Below are 20,951 nucleotides of genomic sequence, written 5' to 3'. Positions count from 1 at the left end.
CGACGTCAGACGTTGAGCACGAGCCGCGTGCCGAGGGACTTGCTCACGCAGGGGAGCATGTAGCTGGACGCGGCCTTCTCGTCGTCGGTGAGCACCTCGTCGCGGTGGTCGATCCGGCCGGTGCGGACCTCGACCTCGCAGGTCCCGCAGATGCCCTGCCGGCAGGACGACGGGACGCCGACGCCGTTCCGGTTGAGCGCGTCGAGCAGCGGCTGGTGCTGGGCGGCCTCGAAAGTGATGCCGGTCTTGAGGCATTCGACTTCGACGGAGGGCGGCATGTCGCCGGCGGTGCCCGCCGACGAGCCGTCGGTGATCAGCCGCCGTGAGCCCGGAGCGCGCTCCACGGCGTCCCGGACCGCCGTGACCATTCCGGTCGGTCCGCAGGCGCCGATGGTGCTGCCGGCGGGGATGTCAGCGACCGTCGCGTCCCAGTCCGGGCGGCTGCCGTCGGCGGTGTCGAAGGTGACGACGGTGCCGTTCTGCTCCCGTGCGAGCTCCTGGACGCGGTCGAGGAACGGGAACTCCTCCGTGCCCCGGTCGACGTAGAAGAGGTGCCAGTCGCGCAGCCGGCCACCGGAGAGAACCGCGAGGATCGGGTTGATGCCCACGCCGCCGGCCACGAAGTGGGTGAAGGGGGCGGCGTCCTCGGCGGTGAACTTCCCGCTCGGGGCACCGAGGCTGACGGGCGCTCCGACGTGCAGGCGGGGCGAGAGGTGATCGCGCCGGCCGCCCCTTTCGCGGTTGCGGACGGCCAGCTCGTAGCCCTCGTCGCCGGCCGTCAGGACCGTGTACGTCTTGTAGCGCGGGCCCACCCGCAGGGTGACGTGCTGGCCGGGCACGGCGGCGGGCAGCGGCGCGCCGCCGGGGGCACCGGTGAGCCAGTACTGGGTGACGGTCGGGGTCAGGGCACGCGCGGCCCGGACGGTCGCGGGCCGCACGGTCTCGGTCCTCATGCGATCAGCCCCGATTCCTGGAACGCCTCGAGCGTGGCGGGGTGCTCAAGAGCCCCGGCCTCGATGAAGTACTGGAGGGTGGGTCCGGCGCCGCGGCGCACGTCGTCCACCACCTTGGTGCGCGTGTAGCAGTCGCTCATGATCTGTTCCACCTGGTCGCCGGCCAGGCCGGAGGCCCGCAGTCCGAGGGCGGCGCTCGCGTAGTCCGGCTCCAGGAACGCGAAGATGAGACGCGGGATGTACGGGCCGGCCAGTTCCCGTTCCTTCTTCGTCATGGCGGGCCAGAGGAACCGGAGCAGCGTCGAGAAGTAGGAGTGGTGCTTGGCCTCGTCGACCGCGTGGTCGGCCACCATCTCGCGGACGCCCTCGGGAAGCCGCTTGTCCTGGGGCAGTTCGTCGAGGATCGAGGAGATGAGCGTCTCGCTGACGATGGCGAAGAGCAGTTCGTCGAGGCCGCGGATCTGGCTCGGCAGCTCTTCGTGGATCCGCGCGAGCTCGTCGGTGAAGGTCGGCGTGTCCGGGAGGGCCGGTGCGATCCGCGTGCGGGTGCGGACGTCCCGCAGGATCTCGTAGGTGAACTGCGCGTGCCAGGCCTCGTCGGTCACGATCTTGAAGGCGTCGAGCAGCATGTGCTCGGGCAGGTCGAGCCCGGACATGCCGCGACTGATGTGCCCGGTGACCGGAATGACCGCGCTCTGCTCCAGGTCGATGGTGAACTTGAGGTATTCGTAAAGGCGGTGGACCAGGACTGCCTCACGGATTCGAGGCTCGGCCTGCTGGAGGATCGGGTGGGAGAGCGCGGGGACGAGCTCCGGGCTGAAGAAGAGTTCGCCGTCACCTTCCAGGACCCTCATCGGGCTGTTTCGGACGGTGGCGACCCGTTCCCAGGTACGGAAGCGGCTGCGGTAGTCGGCTTCTACAAAAGCCTGGTCGAGGCGATCTTGGTGCCGGCGGGCGAGAACGGTCCGGTTCGCCGTTCTCGCGAATTGCAGTGCCATGCTTTAAACCTTCATGTGACTGCTCAGGCCGTCGTATGACCTGTATGTGGTGGTCGATGGCTGGAGGATGTCCATCGGCACCGGAGTCCGTCAAGCGGCAGAAGTTTGCCGCTGTACGGAGTTGTCCGATTCGTCGGCATCGGAAAACGTCGAATCGGACAAATGAGAGGCGACCGGCAAATGTTTACCGGTCGCCTGTCGAGCGGGGCGGGCAAGCGGCAGAAATTTGCCGGTCGCGGTCGTACGGGGGTGTGTAAAGTGATCGCTATTCCACCGGGGCGGGGTTGCACGGTTGTGGAGAGGCGGCGGCGTTCGGCAGCAGCATGACGCAGCGCGTGCCGTGCTGGTAGGCGGGGAGGAGCACCTGAGAGGTGACGATGATCTGTTCGGGTGAGATGTGGGGCAGGCTCAGCCGGTAGCGGTGACCCTGGCGGAAGGCGATGACCTTCGGCCCCTGCTCCCAGAGCCGGCGGCATTCGGGATCCTGCAGGATCTGCTCGAGAAGATGGGCGAGCGAGGCGTTGTCCGGGCCTGCGGCCAGGGCGAACCGGAGCATCGACAGATAGATCTCCGCGTGCTGTCGCCAGTCGAGGATCTGTTCGCGCGCTTCCTGGTCGATCAGTGCCCAGTGCATGAGATTCGCACCCGGTTCGCACACCCAGGGGAACCAGGTGGCCATCAGGGGGTTGTAGCCGAGGATGTTCCAGCCGCCGTCCGTGAGATAGGCGGGGAAACCGGTCTGGCTCGTGACGATGCGCAGCAGTGCGAACTGATCCTCGGTCGCGTACTCGTCGTCCGCGAGAGCGACGCCGGTGCCGTCGAGCACACGGCTGTACAGGACCATTCGCTCGTCGGGTCCGAGGACCAATGCCTCGGAAAGTCGACCGAGAATGTCGCTGGAAAGCGAAACGGAATCCCCTGACTCCAGACTTCGGTACCAGCGCTCGCTCACACCCATGAGTTCGGCGACTTCCTTCTGTGAAATCGCCTTTTCTCGTTTCAGCTTTACGCCTGCTTCGACTCGCCAGGCGCGGAGGAGCTGCCGCAGCTCCATGGCCTGAGGGGGTGGGCCGGGTGTGGAAGGGCGATTGTTAACGCCACTTGTCCCCATCGTTAAATCTCCCCGGTGTGTTGCGAAATCGACGCATGGTCTGCAGCCGGATTGTATAGCGTGACGAGCGTCTCAAGGCCTTGCGCGAACAGCGACGGGGCGGCTTTCATGCAGTCAACTACCCCTCGACCACGGGTGGTTGAGAGTTGGAACAGGAAAGCAGACCAGCATGCACCAGCCGACCCCACCCCATGGCCGGCCAGCAGAAGTGACCCGAGCCACAAAACGGCGGGTCGTGATTACCGGATTGGGTGCGATCACACCCCTCGGCGCCGGCGTTCCGGAACTGTGGAACGGACTCGTCGACGGACGAAGCGGCGTCCGGCCCCTGGAGGATGCGGAGTTCGACGGCCAGCCCGTACGCATCGCCGGGACCGTGCGGGAAGATCCCGCTGAACTTCTCCCCAGGCCTCAGGCGCGACGGATGAGCCGCGCCTCGCAGTTCGCTGTGATCGCCTCCCGCGAGGCATGGCGCGACGCCGGCTTCGCCGCCTCCGGGACCGCCGAGAGCGGCATCGACCCGACCAGGGTCGGCGTGTCCGTCGGCACCATCATCGGCGGCGCCCCCGTCCTGGTCGACGGCGACCGACGGCTCCGCGACAAGGGCCCGCGCGGTGTCTCCCCGCTCACCGCCGCCATGACCGTGCCGTCCCAGCCGGCCGCCCAGATAGCCATCGACCTCCGGATCACCGGCGAGGCGCGCACCGTCGTCAGCGCCTGCGCCTCGGGCACCGAAGCCATCGGGCAGGCCATCGACCGCATCCGCGACGGGCACCTCGACATCGTCGTCGCCGGCGGGTCGGAAGCCGCCATCACCCCGTCGGTGATGGCCTCCTTCGCCGCCATGCGCGCCCTGTCCACCCGCAACGACGAACCCGAGCGGGCCTCCCGCCCCTTCGCCAAGGACCGCGACGGCTTCGTCCACGGGGAGGGCGCCGGGCTGGTCGTCCTGGAGGCGGAGGAGCACGCCCTGGCGCGGGGCGCGCACATCTACTGCGAGGCGGCGGGCTGGGGCCTGTCGGTGGACGCCCACCACCTCGTGGCCCCCGACCCCTCGGGCGACGGGATCGTCCTCGCGCTGCGCCGCGCGCTCGCCGACTCCGGATCCGTTCCGGGCGACGTCGTCCACGTCAGCGCGCACGCCACCGCCACCGTCGACGGGGACCTCGCCGAGGCCACGGCGGTGCGCCGGATCCTGGACGAGCGCGACGCGCAGGCACCGGAGGTCCCGGTGACGGCCGTGAAGGGCAACCTGGGACATCTCCAGGGGGCCGCGGGCGCGGTCGCGGCCGTGGTCGCCGCCCTCACCCTCGACCGCGGGCACATCCCGCCCACCATCGGATGCGACGATCCCGACGACGCCTGCCGGCTGGACGTGGTCAGGCACGTGCCGCGCCCCCTGCCGGCGGCCGGCGACGTCGTCCTGTGCAACTCCTTCGGCTTCGGCGGCCACAACGCGGTCCTCGCCCTGCGCCGCGACCGCTCGGACCGCGCAGAGGAAGGACAGGTCGCGTGACCGACGACACCCCTGCCCCCACCACCCAGGACCTGGTCCGGGCGTTCCACCGGGCCTTCGGCCTGGACGTCGGCGCCGCCCCGGCGAACGTCACGCCCGAACTGGCCCGGCACCGCCAGGTCCTCCTGGAGGAGGAGGTGGCCGAGCTCGCCGAGGCGACGCAGGCCGGCCGCCTGGCGGACATCGCGCACGAACTGGCCGACGTCGTCTACGTCGCGTACGGGACCGCCGCCGTGCACGGCATCGACCTCGACGCCGTCCTGGCCGAGGTCCACCGCGCCAACATGTCCAAGCTCGGCCCGGACGGCCGCCCCTCATACCGGGAGGACGGCAAGGTGCTCAAGGGCCCGTCGTACCGCCCGCCGCAGGTGGCCGACGTCCTGCGCCGCCAGTCCTGAGCGGAGAACCGTCCCACGATTCCTGCTGTCCTGTCTCTCGGGAGCTTCTCCTCCGAACGGGTCCCTCCAGGGGGCGACCGGGGGGAAGGTGGGGAAACGTGGACGCGGAGTGTGGAGGTGGGGTCGGTGGCGGTCAGGGGTTCCGGTGACCCGGCGGGGGAGGCACAGGAGCTGGCGCGCTGGGCGCTGTTCGCGACGGGCGGCGCCGCGGTGGCCCTGCTCACCGCGCTCGGCAGCGGGATGCTGATCCTGCTGAGCGGGATCGTGGGGTTCGCCGCGACGGCCGCGGGCGTCTGGTGGTTCCTCGCGCACCGGGGGCCGGTCCGGGTGTTCGGCGGGCTCCTCGCGGTGGCCGCGCCCCTCGTCACGCTCGGCCTGTACGTCGCCGGGGGCGTCTGGGTGAACGCCCTCGTGGCCCTGGGCCTGTGGGCGGCGGCGCTGTCCTGCGCGCGGGCCGCCCTGCGCCGCCCGGAGGACGAGCGGGCCGCGCTGATGCGGGGCGAGTCCGTTCCCCCGCCCCGCCGGCCCGTGCTGATCATGAACCCGAAGTCCGGTGGCGGGAAGGTCGAGCGGTTCGGGCTCGTCGCCCGGGCGGAGGCGCTCGGCGCCCGGGTGATCCTGCTCGACCCGTCCGCGCCGGCCGATGTCGCCGGGCTCGCCCGGCAGGCCGTCGCCGAGGGCGCCGACCTCCTCGGGGTGGCCGGCGGCGACGGCACACAGGCCCTCGTGGCCGAGGTCGCCGCCGAGCACGACCTGCCCTTCCTGGTCGTCTCGGCCGGCACCCGCAACCACTTCGCCATGGACCTGGGTCTCGACCGCACCGACCCGTCGCGCTGCCTGGACGCGCTCCGCGACGGCGAGGAGCTGCGGATCGACCTCGGCGACGTCGCCGGCCGGCCCTTCGTCAACACCGTCTCCTTCGGGGTGTACGCGGACGTGGTCCAGCACCCCGAGTACCGCGACGACAAGGCCGGCACGGCGCTCGACGTCCTGCCCGATCTGCTCCAGGGCGGTGAGGGCGACCGTCTCGACGCGACGGTCGACTCCACCCCGCTCACCGGGCAGCAGGCGCTGCTCGTCAGCAACAACCCCTACGCGACCCCCGATCCGTTCGGCGCGGTCGCCGCCCGCAGGACGCGTCTCGACGGCGGCGCGCTCGGCGTGATCGGCATCCGCGTGGACGGCGCCGCGCAGGCCGCCGAGCTTGCCGTCCTCGGCACCCAGGCCACCGGCCTGAACGTTCTGACGGCCCGTAGGGTGGAGGTCCAGGGCCTCCCGGGCGCCCTCATCCCCGTCGCCGTCGACGGCGAGGCCCTGACCCTGCCGACGCCCGTCGTCTGCACCCTGCGCCCGCGCGCCCTGCGGGTCGTCGTGCCCCGCGACCGGCCGGGATCGCCGGTGCCCCCGCCGCCGCTGGACTGGCGGCGGCTCACCCGGCTGGCCTTCCCCGAGCAGCCCGCGCCCGGCGGCGGCCCGTGGGACACCCGTACCTCTTGAACTCCAGGACCCCTGACTAGGAGCGGCGCATGACCGACGACACGAAGACCGGGACCGTCCGTGCGGTCCTGCGCGACATCCGGGCCGTCGACGGCGCCGTGTACGCGGCGGTGGCCGCGACGCCGACGCCGACGCTCGACACCGCGTTCCGCCGGCTCTCCGCCGCGGCCGACCACTCCAAGATCTCGTTCGCGATCGCGGCGGCGCTCGCGCTCGTGCCGGGCCGGCCGCGGCGGGCCGCGCTCGCCGGGGTCGGGGCGATCGCGGTGGCCTCGGCCTCGGCGAACCTGCTCGGCAAGCGGCTGGTCCACCGGCCGAGGCCGGACCGGGAGGCGGCCCGGGTGGTGGTGGACCGTCATGTGCCCATGCCGGCCTCGGCGTCGTTCCCCTCCGGGCACACCGCGTCGGCGGTCGCCTTCGCCACCGCGGTCGGCTCGGTGCTGCCGCCCGCTTCGGTGCCCCTCGCGGTGCTGGCCTGGACCGTGGGCTACTCCCGCGTCCACACCGGGGTCCACTACCCGGGCGACGTCGCCGCGGGCGGTCTCCTCGGCGTCGCGAGCGCGGGCGTCTCCCTGGCGGCGGGGAGCTGGTGGGCCGCCAGGGGGAGGTGACCTGGGCTCAGGCGGCGACGGCAGGGGGATGTGCCCTGGGAGCGGTCGCCGACGCCAGGGGGAAGTGACCCGGGATCAGTCGGCGACGCCGAGGGGCGGGAGTCGCCAGGCGCCGTCGAGGACCGAGGGGTCGGGGCCGTACAGCCGGACGACGAGGTTGAACGGTCCTTCGGGGGCGGGCAGCCAGTTCGCCGCCTGCTTCGGGTCGGTCGGGCGGTCCTTCCGTACGTACAGGGTGAGGCCGCCGTCGTCGTCGTACACGAGCCCCGGGGTGCGGTCGCCGATCGAGTACCGGTCGATCTCGTTCGCGACGAGCAGCCGGTCCGGCAGGCCGTAGAGGGTCACCGACCAGAAGAAGCGGGCCGGGGGCAGCTGTCCGGGCGGGAAGCGGACGACGTGGTCGTGGGCGGCGCCGTTCGGGGGGTGGTCGCCCTGCTCGTCCGCCGACCAGCCGCCGTACCAGGCCTCGGCCGCGGGCAGGCCGTACAGGCCGACCTCGGCGGCGACCGCGCGCCCGATGTAGTCGTCGCCGAGCTCCGCGCGGGTGCCGAAGAGGTCCGTGGAGAGGGTGGTGGCCGCCACGGCCTTCTCCAGGCGGGCCCGGGCGTCGGCGATGCCCTGCTCGACGGCCGCCCGGACGTCCGGGGAGAGCGACGCCGGTTCGAACTCGCCCGTGCCGGACACCCCGAGCGCCGCGAGACGGTCGCGCACCCCGCGCTCCTCCTCCAGGACGGGGAAGAACCGCAGCAGGAAGTCGAGGAGCGTGAAGAACTCGATCGTCCCGAGGTACTCCTCCCGCCAGACCGGCCAGACGGGCTCGTCGGCGGGGTGCGGGGCGGCCGTGTCCGTGTACGTGGAGAGGGGGCGGAGCTCGTACCGCTCCTGGATCGCGCGCAGGGCGGGCACGTCCTCGGGGCCCGACAGGTAGGTCCGGCCCATGACGCCGACGAGGAAGGTGTCGGCGCGCAGGACGCTCGCGACGCCCTCGGGGACGGGGCCGTTCCAGCCGGGGCCTGCGATCAGGTGGTCGCCCGCCGCCGGGCCGGTCGTGCGGGCGCCGACGAACCCCGCGTACGCGGTGTCGAGGTCGTGGAACGGCAGCACGTAGTAGCGGTCCACGGCCGGGACGGAGAGCACGAACGGCTCGGCCCGCAGGTCGAGCCAGGCCACGGAGTACGGGGTGTCGTTGTTCGGGGTCACGACGTCCGTGTCCGCCGGGGTCAGCAGCTTCGCGTAGTGCCGGAAGCGGCCGAAGCCGCCCACGTACCCGGCGGCCTCGGGGTCGATCGCCTGCCGGTACATCGTGCGGTAGTTGTCCAGGAGCGGATAGCCCCAGATCCAGGCGTCGGCCGCCGTACGGCGGGCCTCCTCGGGGGTCAGCTGCACGGTGGCCACCTTTACGGGCAAGAGGGAACCAACCCGTACAAACTCGCACGGACGGTTCCCTCTCGCACGTGGGCCGGGGTCAGTACTCCGCCCGGGCCAGGTCCTCCTCCGTGAGGCCGAGCGTGGCGACCCGCTCCGGGTCGGCCAGGATGTGCAGCTCGACGATCCGGTCCTCGACGATCGTGAACGTCATGATCGAGCCCGGGCGTCCCTTGACGACCGACACCACCGCGGGCTGGCCGTTGGCCACGACCCGCAGCGCGCCCGTACGGAACTTCGCGTACGTGAGCGCCTGCGCGATGACCGCCTCGGCGCCCCGCACGACCTTGGAGACGGCCGCGAGGGTCCGGCCGCCGTCCGCGCGCAGCACCACGTCGGGGTCGAGGACGGCGAGCAGCCCCTCGAAGTCGCCGCCGTTCGCCGCGGCGAGGAAGGCGTCGGCGATCTCCCGCTGACGGCGCGCGTCCGGTCCGGGGGCCGGGGTGGCGTCCTGCACGCGGCGGCGGGCGCGGCTGGCGAGCTGACGGGTGGCGGCCGGGGTGCGGTCCACGATCTTCGCGATGTCGTCGAAGGAGACGGCGAACATGTCGTGCAGCACGAACGCGAGCCGCTCCGCGGGGCCCAGGGTGTCCAGGACGACGAGGAGCGCGAGCCCGACGGACTCGGTGAGCTCGGCCGCGTGCTCCGGGTCGGTGGGGTCGGCGACCCGGACCACCGGATCCGGGACGTAGTACTCCAGCGGGTCCTCGCGGCGCGAGGAGCGCGAGCGCAGCATGTCGAGGCAGACGCGGCCGACGACCGTGGTCAGCCAGCCGCTGAGGTTCTCCACGCCGCTGACGTCGCTGCGGCTGAGCTTGAACCAGGCCTCCTGGACGGCGTCCTCGGCCTCGCTGAGCGAGCCCAGCATCCGGTAGGCGACCGCCCGCAGATGGCCGCGGTCGGCATCGAAGCGCCGGGCCAGGAATTCCTTGTCGAGCCCCTGGTCCTGAGTCTCGTGGTCCACTCGTCGATCTCCCCGTTCGCGTCCCGTCATGCCGTCATGACGGATCAAATTCCGTGGATGTGACAGCGGAGACGAGCCGCACGGGTCCCGGTACGTGAGATCCCCGCCGTCTCGCGGCGAACGCCCGGGATTCCCCGGCCGAAGCCCCCGACCACCGTGAATCCCCACTTCAACGCGGTGATCTTCGTCCGTAGATTGATCACCATGACGACGACAACGACGCAGGTCAACCCCGTGCTCCGCACCCCGCCGGCCTCCCCCGCCGCCGCGGCCGCCTATTTCTCGGCCAGCCTCGCCTTCCACGCCGACGTCTCCGACGTGGCCTCCGCGCTCGCCACCGCCGCCGCCGAGGGCACCGACCCGGGCTTCGTCGTGATCGACTCCCGCTCCACCGCCTCCTGGGACCAGGGCCACGTCCCCGGCGCGATCCACCTGCCGACCGCGCTCATCCCCGAGCAGGCCGAGCAGCTGCTCGACCGGTCCGTCCCCGTCGTCACGTACTGCTGGGGCCCCGGCTGCAACGGCGCCACGCGCGCCGCGCTGGCCCTCGCCGAGCTCGGCTTCCAGGTGAAGGAGATGCTCGGCGGCTTCGAGTACTGGGTGCGCGAGGGCTTCGCGTACGAGACGTGGGAGGGGCCCGCGGAGAAGGCGGCGGACCCGCTGACGGCGCCGGTCGACTCCGACGACTGCGGGTGCTGACGCAAACCGATTTCGTGATCGCCCCGGTCATGCCGTAGAGTCATGTTCACCGACGCGGGGTGGAGCAGCTCGGTAGCTCGCTGGGCTCATAACCCAGAGGTCGCAGGTTCAAATCCTGTCCCCGCTACTCAGTAGCAACGAAGGCCCGGATCCAGTCACTGGATCCGGGCCTTCGTCGTGTGCGCCTCTTTCTGCGCTTGACCTTTACGCAACGTCAAGATTTAGCGTTCCCGGCATGGAGTGGTCGATCCAGGAGATCGCCAAGAAGGCCGGCACCACCAGCCGCACCCTCCGCCACTACGGGGAGCGCGGACTGCTGGAACCGAGCCGGATCGGCGCGAACGGTTACCGGTACTACGACCAGGCGGCGCTCGTGCGGCTGCAGCGGATCCTGCTGCTGCGCGAGCTGGGGCTCTCGCTGCCCGCCATCGCCGAGGTCCTGGCAGGTCAGCGGGACACGTCCGCCGCCCTGCGCACCCATCTCGCCCTCCTGGAGCAGGAGCGAGAGCGCATCGGACGCCAGATCGCGTCGGTGCGGACCACTCTGCGGAAGACCGAGGAGGGAGAGGAACTCATGGCCGAGGAAGTGTTCGACGGTTTCGACCACACGCGGTACGAGGAGGAGGTCAGCGAGCGCTGGGGTCGCGAGGCGTACGAGAAGGGCGACCGCTGGTGGCGCTCGCTCAGTGACGAGGAGAAGAAGGCGTTCATGGCCGAGCAGGCCGGCGTCGCCCGTGAGTTCGCGCGGGCGGCCCGGGAGGGCCTGGCCGCAGACAGCGAGGAGGTGCAGGCGATCGCCCGGCGCCAGGTCGCGTGGCTGTCGACGACCACGACGCCGAGCAGGGAGTACCTGATCGGGCTCGGGCAGATGTACGTCGACGACCCCCGCTTCACCGCGAACTTCGACCGGCACGGCGAGGGCACCGCGATCCTCGTCCGGGACGCGATGAAGGTGTACGCCGAGCGGAACTTCTGACGGGCGTCGGGAGCGCGTGCGCCGGGCGGAACTTCTGACGGGGGTTGGGAGGCGTGCGCCGGGCGGAACTTCTGACGGGGGTCGGGAGCGTGTGCGCCGGGCGGAACTTCTGACGGGGGTCGGGCGTCGGGAGCGCGGCTGCGAAGGGTTCGGCCCCGGGTGCCGGGCCGGCCTCGTACGCCACTCGGCCCCGTGGGAGTCGCCTCACCGTCCCGCGGCGGCCACCCTGGGAGGGCGCGGTGCGGACCGCGGCCGGTCGGACCGGGCAGGAGAGCACAGGTGGGGCACCCCCTAGGAGCGGCGGGCGGAGGACGGCGGGGCGGCGGGGGCCGTCCCGCGTACGGCGGCGCCCGGCGGTTCATCCGCGCGCTGCCCCCGCTGGTCATCGTGGGCGGTGTCGTCTTCGACGTGTTGACCCCGCCCGAGTACACGGCGGCGCCGCTCTTCTCCGCAGCCCCGTTGATCGCCGCGCCCTTCTTCTCCACGCTGACCACCCTGCTCACCGGGATCGCGGCCGTCCTCGCCTCCGTCGGACTGCACGTCTACAACGGCACCACCGACGAGATCCCGGCCCTCACCGAGACCCTGACCGTCGCCACCGTCTCGGCGCTCGCCCTCCTCATCAACCGGGTCGTGCGCCGCAGCGGCGAGCGGCTCGCCTCGGCGCGGGTCATCGCGGAGACCGCGCAGAAGGCGGTGCTGCCGATGCCCGCCGAGCGGATCGGCGGGCTGCAGTGCGCGGCGCGGTACGAGGCGGCGCAGGCGGACGCGTTCATCGGCGGCGACCTCTTCGCCGTCCAGGACACCCCGCACGGGGTGCGGCTGGTGGTCGGGGACGTCCGGGGCAAGGGGATGGACGCGGTCGAGGCCGTCGCCGTGGTCATCGGGGCCTTCCGGGAGGCGGCCGAGCAGGAGCGGAGCCTGGAGGGCGTGGCGCAGCGCCTCGAACGGGCGCTGGCCCGGGAGGGCACCCGGCGGGACGGGCTCGACGCCTTCGAGGGGTTCACCACGGCCGTCCTGGCCGAGATCCCGCGCGGTGACGGGAGCGGGGCCTTCGACGGTTTCGTGCGGGTCGTCAACCGCGGGCACCCGCCGCCGCTGATGCTGTACGCGGACGGGCGGGTGGACACGCTGGAGCCGGGCGAGGCGGCGCTGCCGCTCGGCATGGGGGAACTGGCGGCGTGGCCGGACCGGGCCGAGGCCCGGCCCTTCCCGCCGGGCGCGACGCTGCTCTTCTACACGGACGGCCTCTCGGAGGCGCGGGACGCGCGGGGCGTCTTCTACGATCCGGCGGCGCGGCTCGCCGGGCGGATCTTCCCGGGGCCCGAGGAACTGCTCGACGCGCTCGTGGACGACGTACGGCTCCACACGGGCGGCGGGGCGACCGACGACATGGCGCTGCTCGCGGTGAGCCGCCCGGCGACGGGGCAGCCCGAGCGGCGCCGGACGATGCCGGTGGTGCCGCCGGACGGCTCCGGTCACCCGGTGTAGTCGAGGGGTGTCACTGCGATAACAATTGACTTAACGTCAGATCGCGAGTGTTTGGCGGTCTCTGTCTGAACGGGGGTCAAGTCGGGCGATTACCTCTCAATTCAATGAATGATCAAGAGCAACGGCTTGGAATCGGGACCCCCTGTCTATTAACGTTCGATAACGCAGCGCGGTCGTCCCAGCCGTCGCAAGAGGCGGCACCGTGCGCACGCGCCGAATCCTGAAAAGGAACCGGGGAACCACCACTTGGGGTGAATCGGGCCCCTTCGCACTCGTGCGAGCGAGCCCGTAGGAGACCTTCCTGCTCCGAACCCGTCAGCTAACCCGGTAGGCGAGACGGAAGGAAAGGAGCGCGCCCCCGTGGCGTCCAACACCCCCGCACCCGAAGCCCCCTTCGATGCCTTCGGTGGCGGTGCGGGTCCCGCCGCTCCGGACACCGAGTGGAACCCCACCGAGGGCTCCCTCCGCGCCGAGAGCCGCTCCGGCGGCCGGCACCGGGTCGTCAAGCAGCGCTCCAACTTCGCCCGCTCCTCCACCGTCCTCGGCGTCGGCGTGATCGCGGCCGTCGGCGCGGGCGGCCTCGCCACCGCGCAGGACAAGCCCCCGGTGGCCATATCGCTGCCGGACCTCCCCGACCTGAACCTCCCGGACGCCCACGACCTCCCCGGCGTCGGCGACCTCCTCCCCGAGGAGCACAGCGAGCCCGTCTCCGAGGCCCGCGCCAACCCGAACCCGCTCACCGCCGCCACCTACACCACCACGGCCGACGAGAGCACCCAGCAGGCCGCCGCCCCCGCCGCGGGCGAGGCCCTGCGCGCCCGCATCCTCCAGCAGGCCGAGCAGCAGCAGGCCTCCGCCGACGCCGCCGAGCTCGCCGCGGCCGAGAAGGCGGCGGCCGAGAAGGCCGCCGCGGAGGCCGCGGCCAAGGAAGCGGCCGCGGAGAAGGCCGCCGCCGAGGCGGAGGCGGAAGCCAAGGCGAAGGCGGAGGCGGAAGCCAAGGCCAAGGCGGAGGCGGAGGCCGCCGCGAAGGCCGAGGCCGAGCGTCTCGCCCAGCTCGCCGCCAGCTACTCGCTGCCGGTCTCTTCGTACACCCTCACCGCCACCTACATGCAGGCCGGCTCGATGTGGTCCTCCGGCTACCACACCGGCCTCGACTTCGCGGCCCCCACGGGCACCCCGCTCAAGGCGGTCCACGGAGCGACGGTCAAGTCGGCGGGCTGGTCCGGCTCCTACGGCTACCGGATCGTCCTGGAGCTGGAGGACGGCACCGAGGTCTGGTACTGCCACCTCTCGTCCATGCTGGTCAGCGCCGGCCAGACCGTCAGCACCGGCGAGACCATCGGCCGCGTCGGCGCCACCGGCAACGTCACCGGCGCCCACCTCCACATGGAGGTCCACACCGCCGGCGGCGACGGCATCGACCCGGCGGCCTGGCTCCGCTCGAAGGGCCTGTCGCTCTGATCCCGGAGCGCTGATCCCGGCGCTCTGATCCGGCGCTCTGATCCGGAGCGCTGGATCCCGGTGTGCTGGATCCCGGTGTTCTGATCCTGCGGCACCCATCCCCGGGACGCTGATCCCGGCGCTCGTACGGAATAGGCCCGGCGGCGGAGACGGTTGATCACCGCATGACTTCTCTCCGCACGCTGGGCAGCTCCGACCTGCACGTCTTCCCCGTGGCCCTGGGCGGCAACGTCTTCGGCTGGACCGCCGACGAGGAACAGTCCTTCGCCGTCCTCGACGCCTACGCCGCCGCAGGGGGCAACTTCGTCGACTCCGCCGACGTCTACTCCGCCTGGGCCGAGGGCAACGAGGGCGGCGAGTCCGAGACCGTCATCGGCCGCTGGCTCGCCTCCCGGGGCAACCGCTCCGACATCGTCGTCGCCACCAAGGTCGGCGCCCACCCCCGCTTCAAGGGCCTCTCCGCCACCACCATCAAGGCGGGCGCGGAGGAGTCCCTGCGCCGCCTCGGCACCGACCACATCGACCTCTACTACACGCACTTCGACGACGAGTCCGTCCCGGTCGAGGAGATCGTCACCGCCCTCGACCAGCTGGTGAAGGACGGCAAGGTGCGGGCCGTCGCCGCCTCCAACATCTCCCCGGAGCGGCTGCGCGCCTCCCTCGACTTCGCCGAGGCCGAGGGCCTCACCCGGTACGTCGCCCTCCAGCCGCACTACAACCTGGTCTCCCGCGACACCTACGAGGGCCCGCTCCTGGAGACCGTCGAGCGGGCCGGGCTCTCGGCCGTCCCGTACTACGGGCTCGCGGCCGGCTTCCTCACCGGCAAGTACCGCCCCGGCACCACCGTCGACAGCGTCCGCGCCTCCGGTGCCGCCGGGCACCTGGACACCGAGCGGGGCCGGGCCGTGCTCTCCGCCCTCGACACGGTCGCCGAGGCGCACGAGGCGGAGCTCGCCACCGTCGCCCTCGCCTGGCTCGCCGCCCGGCCGACCGTCGCCGCGCCGATCGCCTCGGCCCGCACGGTCGAACAGCTCCCGGCCCTCGTGGCCGCCGCCGACCTGAAGCTGACGGAGGCCGAAGTCGAGCTCCTCACCAAGGCCTCGGCGGTCTAGCCCGAGCTAACTCCTGTACGGGTTGTAGCCGTCGTAGTCCAGGTACTGCGGCGGCGCCCAGGCCCGGCCCGTCGCCCGCGCCGCGTACGTGAGGGCCGGGGAGGCGACCGCGCGGCGCTGCCACAGGTGGTGCAGCAGCTCCTGCTCCCGGGCCGGGAAATCGGGTCCCGCCGTGCCGCGCCTGGCCCGGTCCCGCAGGAACGCCAGGGTCGTCGCGAACGACTCGTACTCGCCGACCGCCTGCGCGGCCGGCCGGCCGTACGTCCGGGCGGCGAACGAGCGGGCCATCTGCCGGGCGCGCATCGAGGACAGCGCGAGCGGCTCGGTCGGGGCGAGCCAGCCGGCCGCCGCGTACGCCGGGAGCTCCCCGGATATCGTGCGCAGCTCCCGCTGCCGGCTCCACACCGCCAGCCAGGTCAGCAGGCCGAAGGCGGGGACCATGAGCGCCCCGTACACCGCGTAGAAGGCCAGCGGGCCGCCGAAGGTGGCCGAGCCGTTCCAGGCGGCGTGCAGGCCCATGGCGAGCAGCAGCCCGGCGAGCGGCAGCAGCACCCGGCGCAGCCGCTTGCCGCGCGGCGCGAGGGCGGCGAAGCCGAAGCCGATGCCGGTGAGCACGGTGAAGAGCGGGTGCGCGAACGGCGACATCACGACCCGTACGAAGAAGGTCGCGGCGGTCACCGAACCCAGACCGGAGGAGCCGAACTCCTGGTCCTCGCCGAAGGCGTTGCCGAGATAGAGGATGTTCTCGGTGAAGGCGAAGCCGGTCGCGGTGAAACCGGCGACGACGACGCCGTCGACGAGACCGCCGAAGTCCTTCCGGCGGAAGAGGAAGAGCAGCAGGACCGCGGCGGCCTTCGCGCTCTCCTCCACCACCGGCGCGATGACGGTGGCGCCGAGCGTGTCGGCGGAGTCCGGATCGGCCGTGGCGGTGGCGATCCAGCGGACCGCGAAGGAGTTCGCCAGGATCGCGACGAGCGCGGCGGCGAAGGCGCCCCAGGCGAACGCGAACAGCATGTTCTTCCAGGGGCCCGGCTCGACCCGGTCGAGCCAGCGGAACGCCGACATCAGCAGCGGTACGGGGAGGACGGCGAGGCCGAGGCCGACGAGGAAGCCCTGCGTGCCGGTCTGCTCGCGGACCAGCGCCAGGATGACCAGGGCGCAGAGCGCGAGCAGCGTCACGACGGCGATCGCGCGGACCAGCCGGCTGCGCCAGAAGGCCCGGCGCGGCCGGTAGCGCCACTGCGATCGGTCGGCGGCGGCGGGGAAGGCCGGCTCCTCGGTGTCCCGGTGCGGGACGGGAGCGGCGTACGGCGGGGCGCCGGCGGCGGGGTTCGACACGTGATCGACCCTAACGACCGGCGCCGACAGCGGCGACGGAGTTAGCCGCTCCCCGTCACTTCCTCCGGAAGAGAAGGTCGTGCACGACATGCCCCTTGTCGAGGCCCTGGCCCTCGAAGCGGGTGAGGGGGCGGAAGTCGGGGCGGGGCGCGTAGCCGCCGTCGGCCTGGGTGTTCTCGTAGTCCGGATGCGCGGAGAGCACCTCCAGCATCTGTACGGCGTACTCCTCCCAGTCCGTGGCGCAGTGGAGCACCGCTCCGGGCTTCATCCGCGGCGCGAGGAGGCTGAGGAACTCGGGCTGGATGAGCCGGCGCTTGTGGTGGCGGGCCTTGGGCCAGGGGTCAGGGAAGTAGACCCGGCAGCCGTCGAGGGCGGCGTCGCCGAGCATCTCGCGGAGGAGGATGATCGCGTCGCCGTTGGCGACGCGGACGTTGGTGAGGCCGTTCCGGTCTGCGAGGCCGAGGAGATTGCCCTGGCCGGGGGTGTGGACGTCCACGGCGAGGATGCCGGTGCCGGGGTCGGCGGCGGCCATCTGGGCGGTGGCCTCGCCCATGCCGAAGCCGATCTCGAGGACGACGGGCAGGCCGTCGAACATCTCGTTCAGATCGAGGACCCGCTTGCCGTCGATGTCGAGGCCCCAGTCGGGCCAGCGCTTCAGCATGGCCTCGGCCTGGCCGTACGTGACACGGCTGCGGCGCGGCTGGAAACTGCGGATCCGCCGCTCGTGGTGGGCGCCGGCGGGATCGGGCATGGGCCCCTCGCCGGGGGCGAACATCCGACTGCCGCGGCGTGCGACGGAGGGTGCGGGCTCGGCGACGGGCTGCGGCCCGTTCTCAATCTGCTCAGACACAATGCGCCCAATTCTACGGCGAGCGCCGAGGTGAATCGGGGGCGAGCGCCCGGCCGGGCGGTGCCCCGGTCTGCCCCCGTGTGCCCGCGCCCGCCCGGGCGGTGCCCCTGGTCCGCCCCCGTGTGCCCGCGCCCGCCCGGGCGGTGCCCCTGGTCCGCCCCGTGTGGGCAATCGTCCCGCATGGGGGTCCCCCCAGGACGAAGTCCTAGGGGGAGGGACGGGTGGGCACACGGGACGGCGCCCTTCAGCGGCGCCTCCGCGTTCCGCGCCTGGACCCGCACCCCATGTGCCCAGCGGGTGGTGCGGGTCAGGGCGCGGGAGCCTCTGGCGCTGGCAAGGGCGCCGTCCGTTGTGCCCACCCGTTCCGCCCCGGCGGAACGATTGCCCACAACGGGCGTGGGCGCCGTCCGTTGCGGGTGGGCACCGCCCCGGTGGAACGCATGCCCACAACGGGGGGCCGAAGCGCGGCCCGCAACGGTGGGGCGCAGGCCCAGAACGGCTACAGGCAGGTCAGGGCGCGGCCTGCGACCTCGCGGCCGATCGGCAGCGACGCCGTCGCCGCAGGCGAAGGCGCGTTCAGGACGTGCACCGTCCGCGGAGCCTCGCGGATCAGGAAGTCGTCGACCAGCGTCCCGTCCCGCAGCACCGCCTGCGCCCGCACCCCCGGCGCCGCCCGCCGCAGGTCGGACTCCGAGACGATCGGCAGCAGCCGCCGCACCGCCTCGGTGAAGGCCCGCTTCGAGACCGACCGGTGCAGCTCGCCCGCGCCGTACCGCCAGTGCGCGCGGGCGATCGCCCACGAGCCGGGCCACGCCAGGGTCGCGCCCAGTTCGCGCGGGCGGACGACGGACCAGCCGTACCCCTCCTTCGCGAGCGCCGGGACCGCGTTCGGCCCGATGTGGACGCCGCCGTCGATCCCCCGCGTCAGGTGCACCCCGAGGAACGGGAAGGCGGGGTCGGGGACCGGGTAGACCAGGCCCCGGACCAGCGAGGGGTCCGCGAGCTCGTAGTACTCCCCTCGGAAGGGGACGATCCGCATGCCGGGGTCGTCGCCGGCGAGCCGCGCGATCCGGTCGCAGTGCAGCCCCGCGCAGTTGACGAGGACCTTCGCGCGGACGACCCGGCCGTCCGCCGTGCGCACGGCGACGCCCCAGGACCGCCGGTCGATGACGGTGACCTCCGCGCCGTACAGGATCCGGGCCCCGGAGGCCGAGGCGAGGCGCTCCGACACCGCCCCGTAGTCGCAGATCCCGGTCGTGCCGACGTGGATCGCGGCGAGTCCCCGGACCCGCGGCTCGTACTCGCTGATCTGCGCGGGGCCGAGCTCGCGCACGGGGATGCCGTTCTCCCGGCCGCGCTGCACGAGCGCGTGCAGCCGGGGCAGCTCCTCGCGCGTGGTGGCGACGATCAGCTTCCCCGTCACCTCGTGCGGAATGCCCCACTCCGCGCAGAACTTGACCATTTCGGCCGCGCCCTCGACCGCGAACCGCGCCTTGAGCGACCCGGGACGGTAGTAGATCCCGCTGTGGATCACCCCGCTGTTGCGCCCGGTCTGGTGGCGCGCGAGGGCGTGCTCCTTCTCCAGGACCGTGACCCGCGTGCCGGGGGCGGCACGCGTCAGCGCGTACGCCGTCGAGAGACCGACGATCCCGCCGCCGATCACCAGCACGTCACAGTCAAACACCAGCGCCACCTCCCACCCCCGATAGTGCACTGGCCCACTGACAATGCCGCTAAACGCCCACACCGTGGGACGCGTGTCACGTCGGGGCGCCGCCGCGCGCCGGGGCCGGGTCTCACGCCGGAGCGACGAGCAGCGGCCGGGCCCGTTCGCGCAGTTCCACGACGCGCGGTTCGTCCCCGTACGGTTCGAGCCGGTGCAGCAGATCCCGTACGTACTCGGTGGTCCGCGCCGAGGAGATCCGCCCCGCCACCTCCACCGCGCGCGTGCCCGCCGCGCAGGCCGCGTCCAGGTTGCCCGACTCCAGCTCGGCCACCGCCGACACCACGAGCCGCAGCCCGTGCGAGCGGACGAACTCCTCCGTCGGCCGGGACAGCGCCTGCTCGGTGAAGCGCCGCACCTCGCGCGGCATGCGCAGGTCCCGGTAGCACTCGGCGGCGTCGGCGCAGAACCGGTCGTACGAGTAGAAGCCGAGCCACGTCGGGTCGGCGTCGCCCTCCCGGGACCGCTCCAGCCAGCCCTCGGCGGACTTGAGCGCGGCCGCCGCGGCCACCCCGTCGCCGGCCTTGGCGTGCGCGCGGGCCTCGACGAGCCGGAAGAACGACATGGTGCGGGCGGTGGCGAGCCCCCGGTTCCGTTCGAGGGCGGCCTGGGCGAGGTCGACGCCCTCGTCGGCGAAGCCCCGGTAGGTGGCCTGGAGGGACATGGAGGCGAGGACGTACCCGCCGAGGGGCACGTCGGCGGCGGCGCGGGCGAGCCGCAGCGCCTGGATGTAGTAGCGCTGGGCGGCCTCCTGCTGTCCGGTGTCGAAGGCCATCCAGCCGGCGAGCCGGGTGAGCTCGGCCGTCGCGCCGAACAGGTTCCGCCCGACCTCGTCCGAGTACGAGCCGAGCAGCAGCGGCGCCGCGTCCACCCGTAAGCACTCGGGCACCATCGACGAGCGCCAGTCGCCGCCGCCGTACTTGGAGTCCCAGCGGCGCGCGTCCTCGGCGGCCTCGCGGAGCTTGGCGACATCGCTGTGGCCCACGCGCACGTGCTCCGAGGCGGCCGCGGCGGTGCCGGTGCCCGCGACGGGCCGCGGGACCTCGCGCTCCACCGACGGGTCGGCGGGGGTTATCAGCCAGCGGGACGCGGGCGTCGCGTACGCGCTGACGGCGAAGGATCCGGCGAGCGACTGCCAGATGCCGCCGCCGGCCCGCCGCCCGGCGAGATCGAGGCGGTACAGGTCGGTGGCCGAGCGGACCGCCTCGCCCACGTCGCGCGGGAAGGCGAGCCCGACCTCGGGCGCCGGGTCGGCGTCCGCGAGCCCGATCTCGTGCAGCGGCACGGGCCGGCCCAGCTTCTGGCCGATCGCGGCGGCGATCAGGTGCGGGGCGGCGCCCTGCGGCACCATGCCCTTGGACACCCAGCGGGCGACCGAGGTCTTGTCGTAACGAAGCGTCAGACCCCGTTGTGCGCCGAGGTCGTTGACGCGCCGGGCGAGCCCGGCGTTGCTGATTCCCGCGAGGGCGAGAACCGTGCCGAGCTTTTCGTTCGGCCCGCGTTGCTCCCTGGACATGACGCCACCCCTCGACAACCCAGACGGCCGCCACGACGCCGGGCATAGGCGTGCGGCATTCGTAAACACAGCGTAGTTCGCCGCATCCCTACCGTTAAGGGGCGGTGTTCCGTATGGCGAGATTGTTGTGTGAACGTGCGACCGGCGGGGCCGGCGGATCGGCTCGTGCTCCGGCCGTGTGGCCGTGCGCCCGGCCGTGCGCTCTCGTCCGTCCGGTGGGGGAGCGCTTCCATGAGTACTGCGTGGGTCGGCCCGCTCGGCCGGGAGCGGAGTCCCGGACCGGTGGGCTGGGGGACACCGTCGCCCCATTCC

The 20,951-nt window shown here is 72.7% G+C and carries 18 protein-coding genes, 1 tRNA gene and 1 riboswitch; of the genes, 10 read left to right on the top strand and 9 right to left on the bottom strand.

Translation table 11 applies throughout. The annotated features are described in order from the left end of the window. Nucleotides 1–5 precede the first annotated feature (5 nt). The 3 genes from ABT041_RS18380 to ABT041_RS18370 all read right to left on the bottom strand — a co-directional run bounded on the left by ABT041_RS18380 (nucleotide 6) and on the right by ABT041_RS18370 (nucleotide 3,005). A complete protein-coding gene (locus tag ABT041_RS18380; RefSeq protein ID WP_351185438.1) occupies nucleotides 6–953 on the bottom strand; it encodes a 2Fe-2S iron-sulfur cluster-binding protein in 948 nt (315 codons plus the stop codon). Then, on the bottom strand, nucleotides 950–1,951 hold the full coding sequence (locus tag ABT041_RS18375) for a diiron oxygenase (protein WP_351185435.1): 1,002 nt from the start codon (nucleotides 1,949–1,951) through the stop codon (nucleotides 950–952). Before ABT041_RS18375 ends, ABT041_RS18380 begins: the two co-directional genes overlap by 4 nt. 265 nt (nucleotides 1,952–2,216) lie before the next feature. After that, nucleotides 2,217–3,005, bottom strand: coding sequence for a helix-turn-helix domain-containing protein (locus ABT041_RS18370; RefSeq protein WP_351185432.1), 789 nt, complete (start codon nucleotides 3,003–3,005; stop codon nucleotides 2,217–2,219). 226 nt (nucleotides 3,006–3,231) lie between these two features. Here ABT041_RS18370 and ABT041_RS18365 point away from each other — a divergent pair, with 226 nt between their 5' ends. The 4 genes from ABT041_RS18365 to ABT041_RS18350 all read left to right on the top strand — a co-directional run bounded on the left by ABT041_RS18365 (nucleotide 3,232) and on the right by ABT041_RS18350 (nucleotide 7,084). After that, on the top strand, nucleotides 3,232–4,578 hold the full coding sequence (locus ABT041_RS18365; protein WP_351185430.1) for a beta-ketoacyl-[acyl-carrier-protein] synthase family protein: 1,347 nt from the start codon (nucleotides 3,232–3,234) through the stop codon (nucleotides 4,576–4,578). Continuing rightward, nucleotides 4,575–4,976 (top strand): pyrophosphohydrolase domain-containing protein, encoded by a 402-nt coding sequence (locus ABT041_RS18360; RefSeq protein WP_351185427.1) that lies wholly within the window; start codon nucleotides 4,575–4,577, stop codon nucleotides 4,974–4,976. Before ABT041_RS18365 ends, ABT041_RS18360 begins: the two co-directional genes overlap by 4 nt. Nucleotides 4,977–5,093: 117 nt before the next feature. Beyond that, complete coding sequence (locus ABT041_RS18355) at nucleotides 5,094–6,473, top strand: diacylglycerol/lipid kinase family protein (protein WP_502976519.1); 1,380 nt, start codon at nucleotides 5,094–5,096, stop codon at nucleotides 6,471–6,473. Between the two features lie 29 nt (nucleotides 6,474–6,502). Next, nucleotides 6,503–7,084 (top strand): phosphatase PAP2 family protein, encoded by a 582-nt coding sequence (locus ABT041_RS18350; RefSeq protein ID WP_351185424.1) that lies wholly within the window; start codon nucleotides 6,503–6,505, stop codon nucleotides 7,082–7,084. Between the two features lie 75 nt (nucleotides 7,085–7,159). Here the strand turns inward: ABT041_RS18350 and ABT041_RS18345 are convergent, their stop codons facing one another. Both ABT041_RS18345 and sigJ read right to left on the bottom strand, forming a co-directional pair. Then, nucleotides 7,160–8,470 (bottom strand): DUF1254 domain-containing protein, encoded by a 1,311-nt coding sequence (locus ABT041_RS18345; protein ID WP_351185421.1) that lies wholly within the window; start codon nucleotides 8,468–8,470, stop codon nucleotides 7,160–7,162. Nucleotides 8,471–8,549: 79 nt separating this feature from the next. Next, a complete protein-coding gene (gene sigJ / locus ABT041_RS18340) occupies nucleotides 8,550–9,503 on the bottom strand; it encodes an RNA polymerase sigma factor SigJ (RefSeq protein ID WP_351185418.1) in 954 nt (317 codons plus the stop codon). A 174-nt stretch (nucleotides 9,504–9,677) separates the two neighbouring features. Here sigJ and ABT041_RS18335 point away from each other — a divergent pair, with 174 nt between their 5' ends. The 6 genes from ABT041_RS18335 to ABT041_RS18310 all read left to right on the top strand — a co-directional run bounded on the left by ABT041_RS18335 (nucleotide 9,678) and on the right by ABT041_RS18310 (nucleotide 15,212). Continuing rightward, on the top strand, nucleotides 9,678–10,172 hold the full coding sequence (locus tag ABT041_RS18335) for a rhodanese-like domain-containing protein (protein ID WP_351185415.1): 495 nt from the start codon (nucleotides 9,678–9,680) through the stop codon (nucleotides 10,170–10,172). Nucleotides 10,173–10,225: 53 nt separating this feature from the next. Beyond that, nucleotides 10,226–10,299 (top strand) — tRNA-Met (locus tag ABT041_RS18330). Nucleotides 10,300–10,407: 108 nt separating this feature from the next. Then, the gene (locus tag ABT041_RS18325) at nucleotides 10,408–11,148 is read left to right on the top strand and encodes a MerR family transcriptional regulator (protein WP_351185412.1); all 741 of its coding nucleotides are present in this window, start codon (nucleotides 10,408–10,410) and stop codon (nucleotides 11,146–11,148) included. A gap of 279 nt (nucleotides 11,149–11,427) precedes the next feature. Further along, nucleotides 11,428–12,639: a PP2C family protein-serine/threonine phosphatase gene (locus ABT041_RS18320; protein ID WP_351185409.1), complete on the top strand. Its 1,212-nt coding sequence runs from the start codon at nucleotides 11,428–11,430 to the stop codon at nucleotides 12,637–12,639. 201 nt (nucleotides 12,640–12,840) lie between these two features. Next, nucleotides 12,841–12,988: riboswitch (cyclic di-AMP (ydaO/yuaA leader) on the top strand. A gap of 11 nt (nucleotides 12,989–12,999) precedes the next feature. Beyond that, a complete protein-coding gene (locus ABT041_RS18315) occupies nucleotides 13,000–14,100 on the top strand; it encodes a M23 family metallopeptidase (RefSeq protein ID WP_351185406.1) in 1,101 nt (366 codons plus the stop codon). 164 nt (nucleotides 14,101–14,264) lie between these two features. Beyond that, nucleotides 14,265–15,212: an aldo/keto reductase gene (locus tag ABT041_RS18310; RefSeq protein ID WP_351185403.1), complete on the top strand. Its 948-nt coding sequence runs from the start codon at nucleotides 14,265–14,267 to the stop codon at nucleotides 15,210–15,212. A gap of 6 nt (nucleotides 15,213–15,218) precedes the next feature. On the opposite strand, the gene ABT041_RS18305 is transcribed toward ABT041_RS18310, so the two are convergent. The 4 genes from ABT041_RS18305 to ABT041_RS18290 form a co-directional block, all read right to left on the bottom strand. After that, on the bottom strand, nucleotides 15,219–16,550 hold the full coding sequence (locus tag ABT041_RS18305; protein WP_351185400.1) for a PrsW family intramembrane metalloprotease: 1,332 nt from the start codon (nucleotides 16,548–16,550) through the stop codon (nucleotides 15,219–15,221). Nucleotides 16,551–16,605: 55 nt separating this feature from the next. Beyond that, nucleotides 16,606–17,325 carry a tRNA (guanosine(46)-N7)-methyltransferase TrmB gene (gene trmB / locus ABT041_RS18300; RefSeq protein WP_351185861.1) on the bottom strand — a complete coding sequence of 240 codons (720 nt, stop codon included), beginning with the start codon at nucleotides 17,323–17,325 and terminating at the stop codon, nucleotides 16,606–16,608. 574 nt (nucleotides 17,326–17,899) lie between these two features. Further along, nucleotides 17,900–19,084: an L-2-hydroxyglutarate dehydrogenase gene (gene lhgD / locus ABT041_RS18295; RefSeq protein ID WP_351185397.1), complete on the bottom strand. Its 1,185-nt coding sequence runs from the start codon at nucleotides 19,082–19,084 to the stop codon at nucleotides 17,900–17,902. A 112-nt stretch (nucleotides 19,085–19,196) separates the two neighbouring features. Continuing rightward, nucleotides 19,197–20,639, bottom strand: coding sequence for an NsdA family TPR-like regulatory protein (locus ABT041_RS18290; RefSeq protein ID WP_351185394.1), 1,443 nt, complete (start codon nucleotides 20,637–20,639; stop codon nucleotides 19,197–19,199). Between the last annotated feature and the right edge of the window lie 312 nt (nucleotides 20,640–20,951).

Origin of the sequence: Streptomyces sp. NPDC002825 (assembly GCF_040295385.1) — a bacterium.
Lineage (GTDB): Bacteria > Actinomycetota > Actinomycetes > Streptomycetales > Streptomycetaceae > Streptomyces.
Note: the sequence above shows the minus strand (reverse complement) of the source record. Positions and strands in the feature narration are given on the sequence as shown.